Source organism: Paractinoplanes aksuensis, assembly GCF_024137025.1.
GTDB classification, from domain to species: Bacteria; Actinomycetota; Actinomycetes; order Mycobacteriales; family Micromonosporaceae; genus Actinoplanes; species Actinoplanes aksuensis.
Genome location: NZ_JAMYJR010000040.1, coordinates 172,676 through 191,961 on the forward strand (window position 1 = coordinate 172,676; position 19,286 = coordinate 191,961).

Genomic DNA, 19,286 nt, shown 5'->3' on the forward strand with positions numbered 1-19,286 from the left:
GCATCGATCCCTGTCGAAGCCTGGACGGTCCGATGAAAAAACAGCTGGCGCTGATTGCCGTCACCACTCTCGCGGGTCTTCTGCCCGCCCTCCCCGCCGCCGCCGCGGCTGCCCCTCCCCCACAGGAGCCCGGCATCACGTTGCGCACGTACGACCTGCAGGTCTCGCGCGACTCGCTCTGCACGCTCAAACCCGGCCAGACCCCCAACATCGACAAGAAGCTCTCGACGATCAACTGGACGACCGCGGCCGACTTCGGCCTCGAGGACCGCTTCCAGTCCGAGGTGCTCGGCAACATCACCGTCACCACGGCCGGCACGTACGGCTTCCGGCTGACCAGCGACGACGGCTCCCGGCTGCGGATCGACAACGCCACCGTCATCGACCACGACGGCGCGCACGGGGCCACGGCCAAGGAGGGCTCGGTCAGCCTCACCACCGGCTACCACGCGCTCAACATCGACTACTTCGAGCGTGACGGCGGTCAGCAGCTCACGCTCGAGTGGCGACCCCCCGGCGCGAGTGCGTACACCGTCGTGCCGGCCAGCGCGCTGAGCACCGACGCCGGCGTCGTCCGGGTGACCGCGCCCGGCCGCAAGGAGTGCGAGACCGCCGGCGACAGCCCGGGCGACGGGCTGCCGCTGACCGGCGTGCACCCCGGCTACACGCTGACCAACCTGCGCCCGTCCGGGTTCAACCCACAGGTCAGCGCCATGGACTGGTACCCCGACGGCCGCCTCGCCATCGCCACCTGGGGTGGCAGCGACACCGTCGCGGGCGAGGTCTATGTGCTCAGCGGGGTCACCGGCAACACCTCGCCGAGCCAGGTCACGTACAAGAAGATCGCCACCGGGCTGCGTGAGCCGATGGGTCTGAAGATCGTCGACGGCAAGATCTACGTGTCCCAGAAGCACGAGCTGACCGAGCTCAACGACACGAACGGCGACGGAACCATCGACCAGTACCGGCGGGTCGCGACGTGGCCGTTCGACGGCAACTTCCACGAGTTCGCGTTCGGGCTGCTCTACCAGGACGGGTTCTTCTATCTGAACCTGTCCGTCTCGATCAACCTGGGCGGCGCGACCACCGAACCGCAGGGCTCGCCCAACCGCGGCACCACCCTCAAGATCAACCGTACGACCGGAGCCGTGCAGTACATCGCGGGCGGTCTGCGCACCCCGAACGGCCTGACGTTCGGGCCCGACAACGATATCTTCGTCACCGACAACCAGGGCGGCTGGCTGCCCGCGTCGAAGCTCGTGCAGGTCAAGCAGGACCGCTTCTTCGGGCACTACACCAACCCGGACGGCCCGTTCGACCAGCAGCCGGTGACCCAGCCCGTGCTGTGGCTGCCGCAGAACGAGATCGCCAACTCGCCGAGCACGCCGCTGATGCTCAACTCCGGCCCGTACGCCGGTCAGATGCTCTTCGGCGACGTCACGTACGGCGGCATCCAGCGCGCGTACCTCGAAAAGGTCAACGGCCAGTACCAGGGCGCGGTCTTCCGGCTGACGCAGGGCCTCGAGATGGGCGTGCTGCGCCTCAACCAGGGTCCGGACGGCGCGCTCTACGTCGGCGGTCTCGGCGCCGGCGGCAACTGGGGGCAGGAAGGCAAATTGACGTACGGGTTGCAGAAGCTCGCGCCCAACTCGGCGAGCGTCTTCGACATCAAGGCCATGCGGGCCGTCGCCGACGGATTCGAGCTCGAGTACACGCAGCCGGTCTCCGACGCCACGGCAGCCAACCTGGCCTCGCGCTACCGGGCCAAGCAGTGGCGCTACGTCTCGACCCCGGCCTACGGCGGCCCGAAGGTCGACGAGGAGACGCTGTCGGTCTCGTCCGCCACCCTGTCGGCCGACAAGCTCAAGGTGACGCTGAAGCTGGCCGGCCTCAAGCCGGGCCGGGTCGTGCACGTCCGCTCGCCGCGACCGTTCACCTCGGCCTCGAACGCCTCGCTGTGGAGCACCGAGGCCTGGTACACGCTGAACAGCCTGGCCAACGGCACCACGCTGAAGTCGGACCTGGTCGAGGCCGAGTTCAGCGGGCTCAGCCCGGGCACGTCGGTGGCCAGCGACCACCCCGGTTACACCGGCACCGGCTTCTCGGCCGGGCACAACGCGGCCGGCGCGGCCACGACGTTCACGGTCAACGTGCCCACGGCCGGGGCGTATCCGACGACGCTGCGGTTCAGCAACGGCCCCAACCCGTCGGCCGGGGCCAAGACGATCAGCCTCTACGTCAACGGGGCCAAGGTGAAACAGGTGAGCCTGGCCGACACCGGCAACTGGGACACCTGGGCCAACCTGAACGACACGGCGACGCTGCGGGCCGGGGGCAACACCATCTCGTACCGCGTCGACACCGGCGACATCGGGCACGTCAACTTGGACAGCCTGACTGTCGGTTCGTTGTCCACCGGGGCTACCAACAAGACAGGCACGCTGACGGGTATCGGCGGCAAGTGCCTCGATGTGGACAACGCCAGCATCGCCGACAAGGCCAAGGTGCAGCTCTACACGTGCAACAACTCGACGGCCCAGAGCTGGACGCGGGAGGGCAACACGCTGCGGGCGCTCGGCAAGTGTCTCGACATCGACAACAGCGGCACCGCCAACGGCACCAAGGTGCAGCTCTACACCTGCAACAACAGCGCGGCCCAGGTGTGGCAGACCCAGGCCAACGGCTCGCTGCTCAACCCGCAGTCGGGCAAGGTGCTCGACGTGGCCGGCGGCGCCACCGCCGACGGCACCCAGGTGCAGATCTGGGAGTGGGCCGACGTCGCCCAGCAGCGCTGGACGCACAACGGCACGAGCCGGGTGAACTTGTTCAACGGCGGCAGTCTGAACGCCTTCCGCAACGGTGACGGCAGCGCGGTCACCTGGCCGGTGTCGGGCGGCTCGGCCGAGGTGCTGGGTGGCGACATCCGGACCAAGCAGAACTTCGGCGACTTCAAGCTGCACGCCGAGTTCTGGCTGCCCAACCTGCCGGCCGATGTGACCGGTCAGCAGCGTGGCAACAGCGGCATCTATCTGCAGGACCGCTACGAGCTGCAGGTGCTGGACTCGTTCGGGAAGGCGAACCCGGCCCAGGACGACGCCGGGGCCATCTATCTGAAGCGGGCGCCGTCGTCCAACGCAGCCACCGCCCCCGAGACGTGGCAAACGTACGACGTCACGTTCCGGGCAGCCCGCTGGAACGGCAACACGAAGACCGAGAACGCCCGGGTCACGGTCGTCTGGAACGGCGTGACCGTCCACAACAACATCGAGATCGACGGGCCGACCGGCAACGGCGCCGCCGAGAGCGCAGCCGCGCTACCCATCCGCCTGCAGGACCACGGCGACCCGGGCGCCAACGTCCGCTACCGCAACATCTGGATCGAACCGGCCTGACCCCACGGTGGCCCGCTGAGCAGCGGGCCACCGTTCCGGTCAGTCCAACCGCGGCGGGAACAGATCGTCGAACACCGCGGCCCGGTCGAAGGTCATGGCCTTCTTCAGGGCCCGTTCGGCCATCTCGGTCTTCTCGTCGGCGGTCATCTCGAGCACGGCCTGGTCGAGCGCCTCGGCCAGGCCGGCGATGTCACCGGGCTCGACGATGATCGCGGTGTCGCCCACGGCCTCGCCCGTGCCGCCGGTCAGCGTGGTGATCACCGGGCCGCCGCCGGCCAGCATCTTCTCGACCAGCGCGATGCCGAAGGTCTCGACGAAGTCGGGTTCCGGCTTGGTCGGCAGGGCATACGCGGCACACCCGCGCATGAGCAGCGGCTTCTCCTCGTCGTCGACGTCGGTCAGGAAGACGATCCGGTCGTCCTCCTTGGCCATCGCCTGCACGTGTTCCAGGGCCGGGCCGTTGCCCGCGATCACGAGCTTCACGTTGTCCCGGCTGCGCATCTGCCCGTACGCGATGACCAGGTCGTAGATGCCCTTGGCCCGGGCCACCCGGGACAGGAACAGGATGTAGCCGTCGCGTTCCAGGCCCCGCTCGGCCAGCGCCGCATCGACAGCCTGACTGTCCAGGTCGAGGTAGGCCGACGAGTCGATCGGCGGGTAGCTGACCGTCACCCGCTCCCGGCACTGGTCGGCGAAGGTCGTGCCGCACGCGGCGTCCACCTCGAGCGCCGACGCGATGATCTCGTCCCGCGTGTACTCCGAGACGGCCACCACCTCGTCGTTGGCCAGGAACGTGGTGAACAGGACCGTCGCCGCGCCGAAGCGGCCCTCGCGCAGGCACTGGCGGATCACGTTGGTGACGTCGGAGCCGACCGCCTTGGCGATGGTGCGCACGTCGGGCTGCAGACCGGCCGCCCGGGCCGCGTTCACCGCGTCGACCACGACCGTCTGGTGCGGCACGAGATACATCGACAGGCAGACTGTCGGTATCGGCTCGGCCAGCAGCTCGACCAGGCGACCGGTGAGGCCGGCCTGGTGGCGGCCGTCCGGCACCCGGTAGTCGCCCACCGCCTCCGGGCGTTCGACGGTGATGCCCTCGCTGTAGGGCAGCAGCCGGTCGAGCGGCTTGAGCGGCAGGCCGGCCGCCTGCAACACTCCGATGGGCCAGGTGAGCAGGCGCACGTCCGTGAAGCCCCGGGTGAGCGCGACCTCGGCGAGGTTGCGGGCCTCGCCGGAATGGCCACAGATCACCGGGTCCGCGCGGACCACGATGACAAGACGACGGTCGGGTTTGTTCAACGCGGAACCTCCAGAGGATCGGACACGGAGGGTGGGCGGTTCCCACTCCCCCAGCTCGACGGTTCCGGCCCCAGCCGCAGGTGCAACCGGCCGCCGCGGTGCACGTCGGCGGCGCTCAGGTGGGTCCCGGGCAGGGGCTTGCCGTTCAGGGTGGCTTCCTGCACGTACAGCGGTGGTGGCTCGTGGTCGAGGCCGTCGACGCCGATCGGCGTCTCGCGGTGGCCGCTGGTCTCGATGTGGAACTCGCCCCCGGGCCCCTGGATGGTGGCGCTCGCGAAGGCCGGGGTGTTGACCAGGAACAGCTGCTGGCCGGCCACCGGGAACAGGCCGAGCGAGGCCCACACGTACCAGGAGCTGAGCCCGCCCGAGTCGTCGTTGCCCGGCAGGCCGCCCGGCCCGGTGCCGAACTGCCAGGTCAGCGCCGAGTGCACGATCTGGGCGGTGCGATCGGGGCGGCCGGCGTAGTGGTAGGCCCACGGCGCTTCCATGTCGGGCTCGTTGTTGAGGCCCTCGAACCGCTTGAGCGCGTACCCGGCCGCCATCTCGGCCGCGCTGGGCCGCCGGCCCGGCTGCTTGACCGGGTCGGCCTTGAACCCGAAGAACCGGTCGAGCTTCTTGATGAACCGGGCGTCGCCGCCGGCCACCTCGATGCGGGCGCGCATGTCGTGCAGCAGGCGGAACGAGTAGTTCCACTTGCCACCCTCGTAGAACTCGGAGTTCTTGAGCAGGCCGCTGTCCGGGGCGAAGGCGTTGACCCAGCCCCGGCTGCGCTCCTCGAGCTCGGCCGCGAGCCGGTGGTCGTTGAGCGCGCGGGCCACCCGGGCCGTGCAGTGGTAGCCGAGGGCGAGGTCGAGGGTGTGCGAGATCGGGTGCACGACGCCGTGCTCGTGGAAGTCCTCGCCGTACATGCGGCGCAGGTCGTCGACCATGTGCACAAGGGCCCAGGCCCAGTCGATGCGCGAGGTGCCCAGCGCGTGCGCGTCGGCCAGCGCGGTGTGCGCGAGCGCGCTCGCCTGCCGGAAGAAACGGTCGGCGCCGTGAGCCATCCGATAGCCGATCGGGAAGTTGCCCTCCTCCTCGCACACCCGGATGAGCGATTCGAGCAGGTCGGCCGCGCGCTCGGGCACCAGCACGGACAGCAGCGGGATCTGCGTCTTGTAGATGTCCCACATCGTGCAGACGTCGAACGCGTACGGGCCGGCGTCGGGCCAGAACGGGCTCTCGTCGTCACCGAAACACGGCTTGATGAGCGAGTGGTACAGCGCTGTGGACAACACCGTGCGCCGAGCCGGCGTACCGCCTTCGACCTGAACTTTCCCCAGATGTTCACGCCATCTGGCCCGGGTTTTGGCGCGTACGGCGGTGAACGCGGGCCGGTCGGAGCCGCACTCCCGTTCGAGGTTGGCCCGGGCCTGGTCGCTGCCGCGCAACGAGAACCCGAGCCGCACCTCGATGGTCTGATCGGCGCGCGTCGACCCCATGAAGAGCAGCCCGAACGGGCGCAGGTTGGTGTGCCGGATGCTGTCGAAGTCGAGCCGGGTGCCGCCGTCGATCAGCCGGCGGTCGTACCAGAGCATCTGCCGCCACCCCGGGCTGTCCACCTCGGCGTGGACAGAGAGCGGCACCCCCTCCATGACGACAGTGCCCTGGGCCCGGCCATACCCCATGCTCTCGATCTGGGCCCGCAGCGGCACGGTGCGCCCCAGCTCGGTGGCCAGCCCGCCGCACGACAGGTCGATGACGACCCGGGCGCTGCTGTGGGCCGGGAACGTGTAGCGGTGTACGGCGACCTTCTCGCCCACGGTGATCTCGCTGCGGATCCCGGTGCCGAGGGTCGCCGCGTAGTAGCCGGGCGAGGCCTCCTCGTCGCGCAGGGCCCACGACTGCCCGAGATCGTCCAGCGGCTGCACCATCGGCGTGACCCGCACGTAGTTGTAGTACTTGCGGATGGCCCCGGTGCCCGACTGCTGGAAGTGCGTGAATCCCGAGGCCTGCACCCGCTCGAACATCGTCTCGGGGACGCCCTCGGTGTTCTTGGTGTAGAGCCCGTACCCGGTCGGATAGGCCCCCGAGTAGGCGCAGGCCGAGACCATGCCGAGGGGCGCGGTGGCCCCGGGGTGGGTGTTGCCCACCTGCGGCTTCGGGAACCACCACGTGCCGGCCAGCCCGCGGGCGGGAGGCAGATTCGTCGCCGCGGTGCCGATGAAGGGATCAACGTTGTCGAGGATGCCGCGAACGTAACCCGGTGCGGGCGTCGGGAGGTTTCGGTCAGATGAACACCCCAGGTCAGACGTGCTTCGTGGACAGAACCGGGACGGGTGCGGGATCCTTTCCTCCCCCGACCTTGGAGGCGACCGCTGCGGGTCTTCATCAGCCACACGCGCGAGCTGCGCGACCTGCCGGCGGAGCGCAGCTTCATCGCGGCGGTCGAGGCTGCGATCCTGCGCGCGGGCATGACCGTCACCGACATGGCCTACTTCGCGGCCCGCGATTCCACCCCGGCCTCCGTCTGCGCCGCCGAGGTGGCTGCGGCCGACCTCGTGGTCGGGGTCCTGGGCCTGCGGTACGGGTCGCTGGTACCGGATCGGCCGGTGTCCTTCACCGAGCTCGAGTTCGACGTGGCCACCGAGCTGGGCAAACCCCGCCTGATGTTCCTGCTCGACGACAGCGCCGCCGTGCCGCTGCCGGCCTCGGCTTTGATCGACCGCGAGAGCGGCCACCGTCAGGACGCGTTCCGCTCGAAGGTGGTGGGCTCCGGCCTGATCGCGGGTAGCTTCTCGACCCCGGACCAGCTCGAGATGCTCGTCCACCAGGCACTGGCCGGGCACAAGGCGACGCCGGCCCGGTCGCGCTACCTGACCCAGGTACGCGACATCGCGCCGGTCGGGCTGGCCCGGGGCCGCGAGGCGGAACTGGCCGAGCTCGCCGCCTGGTGTCAGGGCGATGAGCCGTACGTGTGGTGGCAGGCCCCGCCGTGGGCCGGCAAGTCGGCCCTGATGTCGACGTTCGTCCTCGACCCGCCCCCGCGGACCCAGGTCGTGTCGTTCTTCGTCACCGGCCGCCTGGCCGCCCAGGCCGACGCGGTGGCGTTCACCGACGCGGTGCTGGAACAGCTGGCCGTGCTGACCGGCGAGGGCGTGCCGGACTCGCTGGGGCCGGGCCAGCGCGAGATCTACCGCCGCGACCTGCTGCTGTCGGCCGCCGCGCGGGCCCACGCGAGCGGCGAGCGCCTGGTGCTGGTGGTCGACGGCCTCGACGAGGACGTTCGCGGGGCCGGCCTGCCCAGCATCGCCTCGCTGCTCCCCCGCCAGGTACCGGACGGCCTGCGGATCGTCGTCGCCGGGCGGCCCCATCCCGACCTGCCGGAGGACCTGGCCGGCGACCACCCGTTGCGGACCTGCCCACGCCGGATCCTCGACCTTTCGCCGTACGCGGTGGAGGCGGCCCGAGCCGCCCGCCTCGAACTGGACGGGCTGCTCACCGGCGACCCCCGCCACCGCGAGCTGATCGGCCTGGTCGCCGCCGCGGGTGGCGGCCTGACCCGGGCCGAGCTGCGGGAACTGAGCGGGCTGGGCCGCTACGAGATCGAGTCGACGCTGTCCCGCGTCTGCGGGCGCACGCTGGCCGGCCGGACCGACACCACGCTGCCGGTGGCCCGGCGGGTCTACCTCTTCGCCCACGAGACGCTGCGCACGACCGCGATCGATCAGTTGGAGGGCCTGCTCGACGCCTTCCACCAGCGGATCCACGAGTGGGTCGACGCTCGACGCGAGGCCGGGTGGCCGGAGGACACGCCGCCCTACGCGTGGAGCGGCTACTTCTCCATGCTGTCCGACCTCGGCGATTTCCCCCGTATGGCCGCGCTGGCCACCGACCACGTCCGGCACCACCGGATGCTCGCCGTCACGGGCGGGGACGCCGCCGCACTGGCCGAGATCCGTGCCGTGGAACGCCTGCTGGCCGACGCCGCCGATCCAGACCTCGTCACGACGGTGCGGCTGAACGTCCACCGGACCGTGCTGGCCGACAAGAACTCGCACCTCCCGATCGACCTCCCGGCGGTGTGGGCCCGCTTGGGCAACGTCGCCCGGGCCGAGGCGCTCGCGCGTGGCCTCGAACCGGCCCGCCGCGTCGATGCCCTGGGCCTGATCGCGGAGGCCCTGTCCAGGGCCGGCGACGATGGACAGGCCAAGGGCCTGCTCGCCGAGGCGGTGGTCATGTGGAACGACATCCCCGATCGGAAACAGAAGTCGGAGCTGCTCCTCCGGCTGATGAAGCACGCGGCCCGGATCGGCGACTCCGCCACGAGGGACATCCTCATCCGGCCGCCGCGCGCGTCCGGGACGCCACTGCTGGCCGCCCTGGAGTCGGCCATCGAGCACGACGACAACAAACTGTTGTACCGCTTCATCCTGGAGCATTCCTTCCAGATCAGGAACCTGACTGATGCGGACATGAACATCCCCTACCTCGCGAGATTCTGGGCCGCCCAGCACGGACGAGATCTAATTCACCCCGAACTGCCGGTGCAGCCGGGACCGGCGGGCGACCCGGCACCAGTGCCCGGGGCCCTGGGATCGGCGATGAGCAGGTACGGACAGATTGGTCGCCGGTCCCCTGAGAGGTGGATCCGGGGCCTGGAGTTGAAGTCCGCCGTCCTGGCCGAGGCTGCGCCGGATCTGGTGGCGTCCGGCCACCGGGACCAGGTCGCCGCCCTCGCTCAGAGGCTGCGCCGATGGGTGGAGGACGCTCCCCTCAACCAGCGCCCGCACGTCCTCCGGGGCCTGGTGCCGGTGTACACCCGGTTGGACGACGAAGCCGCGGTGACGGAGACCGCCGAGTTCGCCGCCGACGGTTTCGCGTGGAATCCCGCGCTCGAGAAGAACGCGTTGGGCGAGTTCGTCGAGGAGCTGGGGCTCGCGGGGCGCGCCGACCTGGCGCGGTCGGTCTTCGATCAAGCGTTCCGCTTCCTGGCCGACCGGCCGGGTGACGCGGCCGCCCGAGCGACAGCTCTGGGCGCGCTGGCCGGCGTCGTCGCGCGCGACGGCGACCGGGACGCGGGTGCCGCGCTGGCCCGGCAGATCACCGGCGGCCGAATCCGCGGTCAAGCGCTGAGCTCAGTGGCCGGCGCGCACGCCGACAAGGGCGAGGCCGACCAGGCTTCCGCGATCGCCGTCGAGGCTGAGACCTCGGCTCGCACCATCGATGACCCCGGACAGCGAAGGGCGAGAACCCTCGCCCTCGGCGTCGCGTTCGCCGTCGGCGGTCGGGCCGACCGGGCTGAGAAGCTGGCCGCCCGGCTCGACGATCCCGAGCAGCTCGTGCTGGTCGTGCGGGCTCTCGCCGAACACGGGCAGGCCGAGCGGGCGGCCGCGGTGGCCGAGCTCATCGCCCCCGTCAACGGCCGGGTCGCCGCGGCCGGCGCGATCGCCCGCGCCCACCTGGCGGCGGGGCGCCCCGCTCCGGCCCGGACCATTGTCGAAGACCTCTACCTGACCAGCTTGCTGGAGGACCTCCCCGGGCCGAGCCGCGCCGACATGGCCGAACTGGCGGCCCGGGCCGGACTGCACCGCCGGGCCGAATCCTTCGTCGCGGACCTGCTGAATCGACGCCAGCTCAGTCGCGACATTCTCGACCCGGCCATCGCCGCCGGCTTCACGGCAGAGATCAGCGCGATCCGGCAGCGCCTCGCCGGCCAGGACGACCGGGGACCGGAAAGCCGTGCCATCGCTGCTCTGGTCGGGGCGCTGACCCGGGCCGGCGACCGGGAACGCGCGGTCGCCCTGACCAGTGCGATGCCCAGGTTCGGGGACCAGTCTGTGATGGCCGAGATGTTGTCGGGTCTGGTCCGCTGCGGTCAATCGGACGACGCGGAGTTTCTGGTCGAGGCCCCGCACTCCGGCCTCGATGAGCTGGTGGGCCTGAGCGCGCTGGCGGTAGCGACGGCGGCCGCGGGCCTGCACGCCCGGGCCCTGCGGCTCGGTGCTCGGGCCGACCAGGCGCTGGCGGAGAGCCTGGCCAGCGGCCGGCGGATCTCGGCGATCGTTCCGGCCCTCACCGTCGAGCGGGACGGTGACTTCGAGCGGGCCGAGAGCATGATGCCGAAACTGGAACCGGCCCAGCAGCAGATCGCCTGGTTCGAGCTGGCCAAAGTGGCAACGCGGGGCGGTCACACGGATCGGGTCGAAGCGATTGCCCGTGACCACGCCTTCACCGACGCCTCCCACCTCCGCGGGGTGATCGTGATGGTGGCAGAGGGCAGGGACTTCGAACGGGCCGAGCGCATGGCGCATGACCTGGTGCCGCCGGCGCAGCTGCCGGGTGTGCTGGCGGAGCTCGCGGTGCGGCTCGCGAGCACGTCGGATCAGAGTGCTCGGCGACGCCGTGTCAGGCGGCTGCTGGCCGAGGCGTTGCATCTCGGGCCGTGGACGGAGTGTGTCGAGGCGCTGGCCCGGGTGGACTTCGAGCTGGTGCTGGAGATCGACCGCCGGCTCTCCCTGGAGATCGGGGAGTGAGTGTCGGCCGTCCGATTGGTGGCGATACCCGTTCGGGCGGCTTCGGGGGTGGTGGGGTGGTGGGACTATCTACGGCGTGACGGGAAGCTACGGGCTGGGCATTGACCTGGGGACCACTCAGACGGCGGCAGCTGTGCGGGATGACGCTGGGCGGGTGGAGGTTGTCCGGCTGGGTGGGCGTCGGGCCGAGATTCCGTCCCTCGTGTTCGTCAAGGACGACGGTGGGCTTCTCATCGGGGAGGCGGCCGAGCGGCGCGGGCTGGGTGAGCCGGGGCGGCTGGCCCGGGAGTTCAAGCGGCGGATCGGGGACCCGGTTCCGATCCTGGTCGGGGGTACGCCGTTCTCGGCTCATGCGCTGACGGCCAAGCTGCTGCGGCATGTGCTGGATGAGGTCACGCGGCTGCGGGACGGTGCGCCCTCGTCGGTGACGCTGACGCATCCGGCCAACTGGGGGCCGTACAAAAGGGAGCAGTTCTCGCAGGCGGTGCGGCTGGCTGACGCGGGTGAGGTCCGGCTGATCACCGAGCCTGAGGCGGCGGCGCTGCAGCACGCCACGGCGCGGCGGATCGGGGCCGGGGAGACCGTCCTGGTGTACGACCTCGGGGGCGGGACGTTCGACGTCGCGCTGCTGCGGCGGGGCGGGGACGGGTTCGTGGTGCTCGGCGAGCCGGAAGGGGTCGAGCAGCTGGGCGGGGCCGACTTCGACGAGGCGGTGTTCGCGCACGTCGTGGGGTCGCTCGGGAGCGCGGCGCAAGAGCTCGACCCGGACGACGACGCGGTGACCGAGGCGCTGGCCCGGCTGCGGCGGGACTGTGTCGAGGCCAAGGAGTCGCTGTCGTTCGACACCGAGACGTCGATCCCGGTGGCGTTGCCGGGGCTGCACACGCGGGTGCGGCTGAACCGGTCCGAGCTCGAGGCGATGATCGCGCCGGCGTTGGCGGACACGATCGCGGCCACGCGGCGGGCCCTGCGCGGGGCGGGGGTCGACGCGGGGCAGGTCAGCGCGGTGCTGCTGGCGGGTGGGTCGTCGCGGATCCCGCTGGTGGCGCAGATGCTGTCGGAAGAGTTCGGGCGGCCGGTGGTGGCCGATCCGCATCCGGAGCACAGCATCGCGCTGGGGGCGGCCGTGTCGACGGGGGCGCCGGTGACGCCGCCGCCGGGCGCGGGGCCGGTCGAGGTTCCGCCACCCGCGCCGCAGGACCCTTGGGCCGACCACCCGGAGTCGCTGGCCGTCGGCCCGATGGCGGCGACCGGCCCGATGCCTGCTACTGGCGAAATGCCGGCCACCGGTTCGATGTCCGACCAGCCCGGACCGCATGGCACTGCGCCCATGCCGCAGACCACGGCGCCCATGCCGCAGGCCACGGCGCCCATGCCGCAGGCCACGGCGCCCATGCCGCAGCACGCAGCGGCCGGGCCGCCGACGCCGACACCGACGCGGGCCATGCCGACGCAGTCGGTGGCGGACGAGCGGCGCGGTCCGGCCGGGGCGGTCGCGTTCAGTCGTGGGGCCGCGTCGATTCCGGGGTCGACGCCGACACCTCCGCCGGCTCCCACGGCCACGTTCCCGGCGAGCACGGAGGCTTCGCCGCTGACGCCTACGGCCACCTACTCCACGACGACGGAGCCGGCAACAGACGCCCCGGCGCCGACGTACCCGAACGGCCCTGACGCGGGACGACCGCCTGCGGCCGGCGGCGCGAGGCCCTACGAGCCAAGGCAGGGAACACTGCCTCCGGCTGGGGGTCCGCGACCGTACGGTCCGGGTTCCGGAGCGCCGTATGGCTCCGGACCGGGAACCCCGCCCCCGGCAGATCGCCTACGCCCGTACGGAATCGAAAAAACGACAGAGCCCGAGCCGCCCCGCGCGCGCCGGAAGAAACGCCGGCTGGCGATCGCGGGCGCAGCCGGCGCGGTGCTGATCGCCGCTACCGCCGGCACCTTCGTGGCCCTCAACCGGGGTGACGACAAAACACCAAAGGATCAGGCCCAGGGCTCGAATCCGCCCACGACGGCCGCCTCGTCGCCGCCGGTCGGGACGCCCATTCCCGGCCTGGCCACCGACGCCCGCCTGCTGGTGCGCGTCGACAGCGGCCCGCTCTCGCAGACCGACCGCGTCTCGACCGTCTCGTACTTCAAGCCGGGCCTCGGCACCGTCCGCGAGCAGCTGCCGGGCACGGTCGACGGCGACACGCTGCCGCGCTGGTCGCACGACCGCAAGCAGCTCGTGGTCACCCACCTCAACCCGGGCTCGACCAGCGACATCATGATCATGGATGCGGACGGCAGCAACCGGCGCAAGCTGGCCGGTGGGGCGACCAACGGGCGGGCCTCGTGGTCGGGCGACGACCAGCAGATCGTGTTCGTGCGCAAGGTCGGCCAGTGGAACCAGTTCTTCACCGTCCCCGCCGCGGGGGGCGAGGCCGAGCAGCTCACCACGGCGAAGTTCCAGAAGGACGACCCGGTCTGGACGTCCAACAACGACGCGATCGTCTACTGGCAGCAGAAGGACGGCGTCCGCTACCTCTACGCGATGCACGTGACCCGCAAGGTCGAGCGGCGCATCACCGACGAGAGCATGGGCCCGGCCGTCGACCCGGCGCTCGACCCGAACGACCACTGGATCGCCTACACCAAGCAGATCGGTAAGAACGACTCCGACATCTGGATCGTCCCCAAGGACAGCTCGGGCCCGGCCCGTCGGCTCACCGACTCGCCCGAGCGCGAGATGGACCCGACGTTCTCACCGGACGGCAAGTGGATCGCGTTCGTGCGCGGGACCTACGAGGAGCCGACGGTCGTGATCATGAAGACCGACGGCAGCAACCAGACCGTGCTGACCAAGAAGGGCGACCGGGAGGGTCACCCCTGCTGGTTCTGAGCGGCCAGGATTCCCTCGCAGGTGCGGGCGGCGGCGCGGGCCGCCGCCTTCGTCCCGCGCGCGGTGAGCGGGTGTTCGGCGAGTCGCTGCCAGCGGGCCTGGGCCGCCACGGCCGCGGCCATGATCTCGTCGGCGGGCACGCCCAGCCGCTCTTGTGGAGTGCTACCCGATCCGCCGAGCAGGCGATCGAGTTCGGCCCGGCGGTCGTCGGCCACGGGCAGCCGGCCGGAGCGCAGTTGGTGCAGCAGCCGCAGTTCGACGAACTCGTGGGCGCCGGCCCGGATCCGCTCGGCCTCGGCCCGCAGCGGTGAGTCGGGCGGCAGGCAGTCGTCGAGGGCGGCCAGCGCGCTGCGGGCCTTGAGCACGTCGGCCCGGCCCTCGATGTGCGTGCGCAGCACCTCCCGCAGCCGGCCGATTCCGCTGCTCTCGGTGAGGGCGGCGGCCAAGCCGGCCGCGTCGGTCACCTCGCCCTCCCGGATCAACCGCGTTCCCAGGCGTACGCCGAACAGCCCCAGCCTCGTCACGAGCCGCCGCCGCTCGTCCCCGGAGGCGGCGAACCGGTCGGCGGTCAGCAGCAGCTCGACGATGTCGTCCATGGGCAGCGCGGCCACCTGGGCCAGCACCCGGAACTCGCCCTCGCGCAGGGTCGCCCCGGCCGCTCCGAGCAGCCCCGCCACCGGCACGACGACCGGGCACAGCCGGCGCAACCGCTCGTCGATGGCGTAGCGTCCGGCGACCCGCTCGGCCGCGGTCATCGCGTCGAGCCGGCACCCGCCGATCTCGTCGGCCCGCGACAGCACGCCGATCGTGTTGACCGGGGTGCCCGCGCCGTCGTCGCCGTGGAACGCCTCGAGGAAGCGGACGTCGCCGCCGTGCAGGTGCCGCAGCAGATAGATCACGGCGTCGGTCTGGGTCGCGTGCTCGCCCTCGTCCTCGAGGAACGCGGTCGTCCGGGCCGACACGTCGGCCGACAGCGACTCGATGCCGGGCGTGTCGATCAAAGTGTGCCGGCGCAGGCGGGCGCTCGGCACCCGCACCTCCAGTCGTTCGACCTGGAACGACGGGCGGCCGAGGTCGATCCGGACGGCGCCGTCGCGGCGGGTGAACGGGCGCGCCTCGGCGTTGCCGTCGGTCAGGTACGAGGTGACGGCGTAGGCGGGCCCGTCGGCGTACCAGGTGACGACCCGGGTGCACTCCCCCGCGTCGGTCGGCGCCAATTCCTCGCCGATCAGCGCGTTGAGCAGCGTGGACTTGCCCGCCTTGAGCTTGCCGGCGATGGCTACGCGCAGCGGTTCGTCGAGCCGCCCCCGGGCCCGGGCCAGCCGGGCGTCACGGGTCTCGGCCACCGCGCGGTCGAGCAGGGCCCGGGTGTCGTCGAGCAGGCTCACCCGGCCAGCCTTTCCAGTCGTCGGCGCTGCTCGGCGATGGTGGCGGCCCGCACCCGGCGCTGCTCACCGGTCAGCGACGCCGTTTCCCGGACGGCGGCCTCGGCCGCGGCGGCCGATCGGCTGAGCTCGCGGGCCCGGGTCGCGAACTCGTCGCGCAGGTGGCGCTGGGTGCGGCGGACGGCCTCCCGGCTGTCGCGGCCGACGTGGAAGCCGACCTCGTCGACGTACCGCCGCAGCTCCTGCCCGGCCTGGTGCCGCCGCTGCTGCACCTGACGTTCCTTCTCGGCCTTGACCAGGCGGCGCCCGAACGCGACCCCGGCCAGCAGCCCGAGCGGGGCCGCCCAGGCCACGCCGACGATGGCGCCGACCCCGCCGAGCAGGAAGAAGCCGCCGTACGCGACCCGGGCCGCCGTGAACGCGCCGAGGAATTGCTGCAACGTGGACTTCTGGAAGTCGAGTTCGAGGTCGCGGGCCTTGTGCACGGCCGGGCCGACCGCGGGCAGCGTCGCGCTGAGGTCGTGGGCCTCCATCCCGAACCGGTCGGCGACGTCGCGGGCCAGCTGCTCGGCCCGGGCCACCAGCAGCATCAGGTTGTCGGCGGCGGCCCGGCTGGCCTCGCGCGCGGCCCAGGCCTGGAAGTCACGCCACGTGTGGCGCGGATCGGACTCGGCCAGCAGCTGCTCGCCCCGGATGATGATCAGCCGCAGGCGTTCGCGCAGGTCGTGGTCGACGTCGGCCGCCAGGTCCTGGATGCCGTCGCCGAGCACGGTCTGCCAGGTGCCGGTGACGAGCTGGGCGCTGCGGCGGGCCCGTTCGGCGTACCGCTCGACGTGCCGGGGATCGGCCGCCGACTCCTCGGCGTCCAGGCGGTCGCGCAGCTGGGCGACGACGAAGCCGAGCTCGGCCCGCGCGGCCTCGGCGCGTTCCTGCTCGTCGGCGCCGGCCACGTCGCCGCGCAGCAGCTCGACCAGGCGCGGGAAGCCGGACTCCTCGTTGAGCGCGGTATCGTCGCGGGCCTGGGCGCGCACCCGCAGGAACGACGACACCGGCACGATCGGCACGTCGAGGCCGGCCCGCTTCAGATGGGCCTCGTCGATCGCCGCGATGCGGCGCCACTCCACGTGCAGGTCGGTCTTGGTGAGCACGAGAAAGGTCCGGGGGCAGCGTTCCCGCGTACGCCGGAGAAACTCGACCTCGGGCGCCGTGAGCTCCTGGGCCGCGTCGGTGACGAACAGCGCCGCCCCGGCCGTGGTCAGCGTGGCCAGGGTCAGGTTGCCCTGGGCCGAATCGAGCCCGCCCACGCCCGGCGTGTCGACGATGGCCAGCCCCGCGCCGAGCAGTCGCCGGTCGATGCCGGCCTCGACCGCGCGGGGCGCCGGATCGGCGTCGCTGCCGGTGATGTGCTTGGGCAGCTCGGCAAACTCGATGGGCTCCTTGGCATCGCCTTCCCCGAGCAGAAAGGCGGCCGGCGGACGGGCGAAGCGCAGGATCGTCGGCAGCGCCGTGACCACGTCGGCGTCGACCGGGCACAGGTCGGTGTGCAGGAGGGCATTGACGAGGCTGCTCTTGCCCTGCTTGAACTCGCCCACCACGGCGACGGTGGTGTCACTCCGGTTCGCCAGCGCGGCCGCGGCCTTGTCGAGCCGCTCGGCCAGATCGGCCCGACCGGCGTCGACGGCGAACTGCCGAGCCTCGCCCAGCTGCGCGGACAGCCCGGCCGCAGACGTGCTCAACCCGGCCCCCTCCGTTCGCAACGCCAAACCATAACCCCCACGGCCGCCCGCGCTGATCCCACGACCCGACGGATTTCCGACACACCTGGCGGACTGCCCGTGTGTCATCGTGTGCGCGAACCTTGGAGACCCTTCGCACGCGCCGCGCGGAACGGCACCCCGCCGCGGCGCGTGCGAAGCCCCTATCGTGCCCTCATGGCCGAGACCCAGCGCAAGCCCGTCCCCCGCAACGACGACGGGGAGCTCGACACCGCGCTCGCCTTCCTCGACTTCGCCCGCGAGTCGGTGCTCAAGAAGACCGACGACCTCACCGACGACCAGCTGCGCCAGGCTGTCGTCGACTCCGGAACCAGCCTGATCGGCCTGATCGCCCACCTGACCGACGGCGAACGCTACTGGTTCGGCTACCACGTCGGCGGCCGGGGCGAGGACGCGTACGACTTCGACATGACCGTGCCGGCCGATCTGACGACGGCCTCGGTGATCGCCGCCTACCGGGCCGCCGTCGCGCAGAGCAACCAGATCATCCGGGCCGCGGGCGACCCGGCGACGCCGGTCGTGCACCCGATCGACGGCAAGCACCTGAGCCTGCGCTGGGTGCTGGCCCACATGACGAGCGAGACCGCCCGCCACGCCGGCCACGCCGACATCCTGCGCGAACAACTCGACGGCACCACCGGCCGCTGACCCACCCGCCGCCGCGATGCGAGGCCGCGGAGCACGGCAACCGACTGGCAACCGTGGCCGCACCCGACCGGCAACCCTGGGCCGAGACGCTTTGGATCCCCCGACCTGAGGATTCAGCCGTGCGTATACGTCGTACCGTCCCCGCCGTCGTCCTGGCCGCCGCGGTGGCCGTCGCCGCCGTCCCGGTGGCCGCCCTGCCGGCAATCGCCAAGCCCGCCGCATCCAAGCCGTCCAAGCCGTCCGAGTCCAGGCCGGCCAAACCGGCCAAGCCCGCCAAGGTGAAGTTCGCCGCCAACGGCACGGTGACCGCGGTCGACCTGGACCAGGCGACGGTCACCGTAGCGGTCAAGAGCGGCACCAAGGACGTGAAGGGCCGGACGGTCTCCATCACCGTGCCGACAACCACCCGCATCAACGTGGACGGCGGCGGCAAGACCCTCAGCGCCATCGCCGCCGGCTACCGCATCACCGTGACCGGCAGCCACGCAGGCCCCCTCTACACAGCCGCGAAGATCCAGGCCCACGGCGTACGAACCCGCCCGGCCCCGAGCACCAGCCCGAGCCCGACCCCCAGCCCGACCGACACCGACGACTCGCCCAAGTCGGACGACGACTGACAACCCGTTGCCGGCATCCTGTCGTGAGGCTGCTCGATCAGCTCGGCGGCCGCCGGCCAGCAGCCCACCCCACACGCGGTGCCGCTTGGTGTTCGGCAGAGTGCATGCCTGGCCTTCCAGCACATGGGACGGTCCACTCGTGGAGGACGACTCGCCGGCCCACGGAACACACGCCTACTTCCAGCGCGCGCCAGGCAAGAAGCTGGACGTCGCGTTCCACGTCGATCTGGGCGAACTAGTCCGAGGGCATCATGTCGTCGCGCGTGGGCTCGAGTTCAGCGATACCGGCACGCTCCTGCACTACGACTTCGTCCCCGGCATCCAGCCAGGACCGTTACGGGCGAACGTGGGGCTGCAAAGCTGGACCCTGCACGCCGAAGATGACGTCGGCACCCCATACAGCGATCCCAACGGGGGCGCGTTTGCCGGCATCGGCGGCCCCGCTCCCACCCATGGCGAAAGGGACCTCGGCGCTCGGACACCCTCAAACGCCACCCAACTGCGGCTCCACCCAGCACCTGCCCCGGGATGGCGACCCCCGTTGGGATGGACACGAGCAGTCAGCATCGACCTGACCTCCGGTCAAGCCTCCACCGAACCTAGTTCAGAAAGACCGGCGACACTGAGGTGATCTCAGCGACTGGCGTACAGATATCGGTATTCGAAGTGGATGAGGTGGAGAGCTGCGGCGACGATGTCGCCGATTCGGCTGGGGCTGGTGGTGGCGTGTCGCAGCGTTTTCCAGCGGCCGGTCAGGATGGCGAAGCCGCGTTC

The 19,286-nt window shown here is 71.5% G+C and carries 9 protein-coding genes; 5 read left to right on the plus strand and 4 right to left on the minus strand.

Translation table 11 applies throughout. The annotated features are described in order from the left end of the window. The first annotated feature begins 32 nt into the window (after window positions 1-32). Complete coding sequence (locus M1L60_RS35785; protein WP_253241986.1) at window positions 33-3,392, plus strand: 3-keto-alpha-glucoside-1,2-lyase-like domain-containing protein; 3,360 nt, start codon at window positions 33-35, stop codon at window positions 3,390-3,392. Window positions 3,393-3,431: 39 nt separating this feature from the next. Here M1L60_RS35785 and M1L60_RS35790 read toward each other — a convergent pair whose 3' ends face one another. Beyond that, a complete protein-coding gene (locus M1L60_RS35790) occupies window positions 3,432-4,691 on the minus strand; it encodes a glycosyltransferase (RefSeq protein WP_253241987.1) in 1,260 nt (419 codons plus the stop codon). Beyond that, entirely contained in the window at window positions 4,688-7,069 is a 2,382-nt protein-coding gene (locus tag M1L60_RS35795; protein WP_253241988.1) for a GH92 family glycosyl hydrolase, read from the minus strand. The genes M1L60_RS35790 and M1L60_RS35795 overlap by 4 nt, the downstream gene beginning before the upstream one ends. On the opposite strand from M1L60_RS35795, the gene M1L60_RS35800 reads away from it, so the two are divergent. Both M1L60_RS35800 and M1L60_RS35805 read left to right on the plus strand, forming a co-directional pair. Then, a complete protein-coding gene (locus M1L60_RS35800; protein ID WP_253241989.1) occupies window positions 7,010-11,206 on the plus strand; it encodes a DUF4062 domain-containing protein in 4,197 nt (1,398 codons plus the stop codon). The two genes, M1L60_RS35795 and M1L60_RS35800, sit on opposite strands and share 60 nt — an antisense overlap. A gap of 154 nt (window positions 11,207-11,360) precedes the next feature. Beyond that, entirely contained in the window at window positions 11,361-14,087 is a 2,727-nt protein-coding gene (locus M1L60_RS35805) for an Hsp70 family protein (RefSeq protein WP_253241990.1), read from the plus strand. Here the strand turns inward: M1L60_RS35805 and M1L60_RS35810 are convergent. After that, window positions 14,069-15,475, minus strand: a complete 1,407-nt coding sequence (locus tag M1L60_RS35810; protein WP_253241991.1) for a dynamin family protein — start codon at window positions 15,473-15,475, stop codon at window positions 14,069-14,071. The two genes, M1L60_RS35805 and M1L60_RS35810, sit on opposite strands and share 19 nt — an antisense overlap. Continuing rightward, a complete protein-coding gene (locus M1L60_RS35815) occupies window positions 15,472-17,208 on the minus strand; it encodes a dynamin family protein (RefSeq protein WP_253241992.1) in 1,737 nt (578 codons plus the stop codon). Before M1L60_RS35815 ends, M1L60_RS35810 begins: the two co-directional genes overlap by 4 nt. Before the next feature lie 195 nt (window positions 17,209-17,403). Between M1L60_RS35815 and M1L60_RS35820 the strand changes: the two genes are divergently transcribed. Together M1L60_RS35820 and M1L60_RS35825 are read left to right on the plus strand one after the other, a co-directional pair. Then, window positions 17,404-17,895: a DinB family protein gene (locus tag M1L60_RS35820; RefSeq protein ID WP_253241993.1), complete on the plus strand. Its 492-nt coding sequence runs from the start codon at window positions 17,404-17,406 to the stop codon at window positions 17,893-17,895. 119 nt (window positions 17,896-18,014) lie between these two features. Further along, the gene (locus M1L60_RS35825) at window positions 18,015-18,512 is read left to right on the plus strand and encodes a hypothetical protein (protein ID WP_253241994.1); all 498 of its coding nucleotides are present in this window, start codon (window positions 18,015-18,017) and stop codon (window positions 18,510-18,512) included. Window positions 18,513-19,286: the final 774 nt, after the last annotated feature.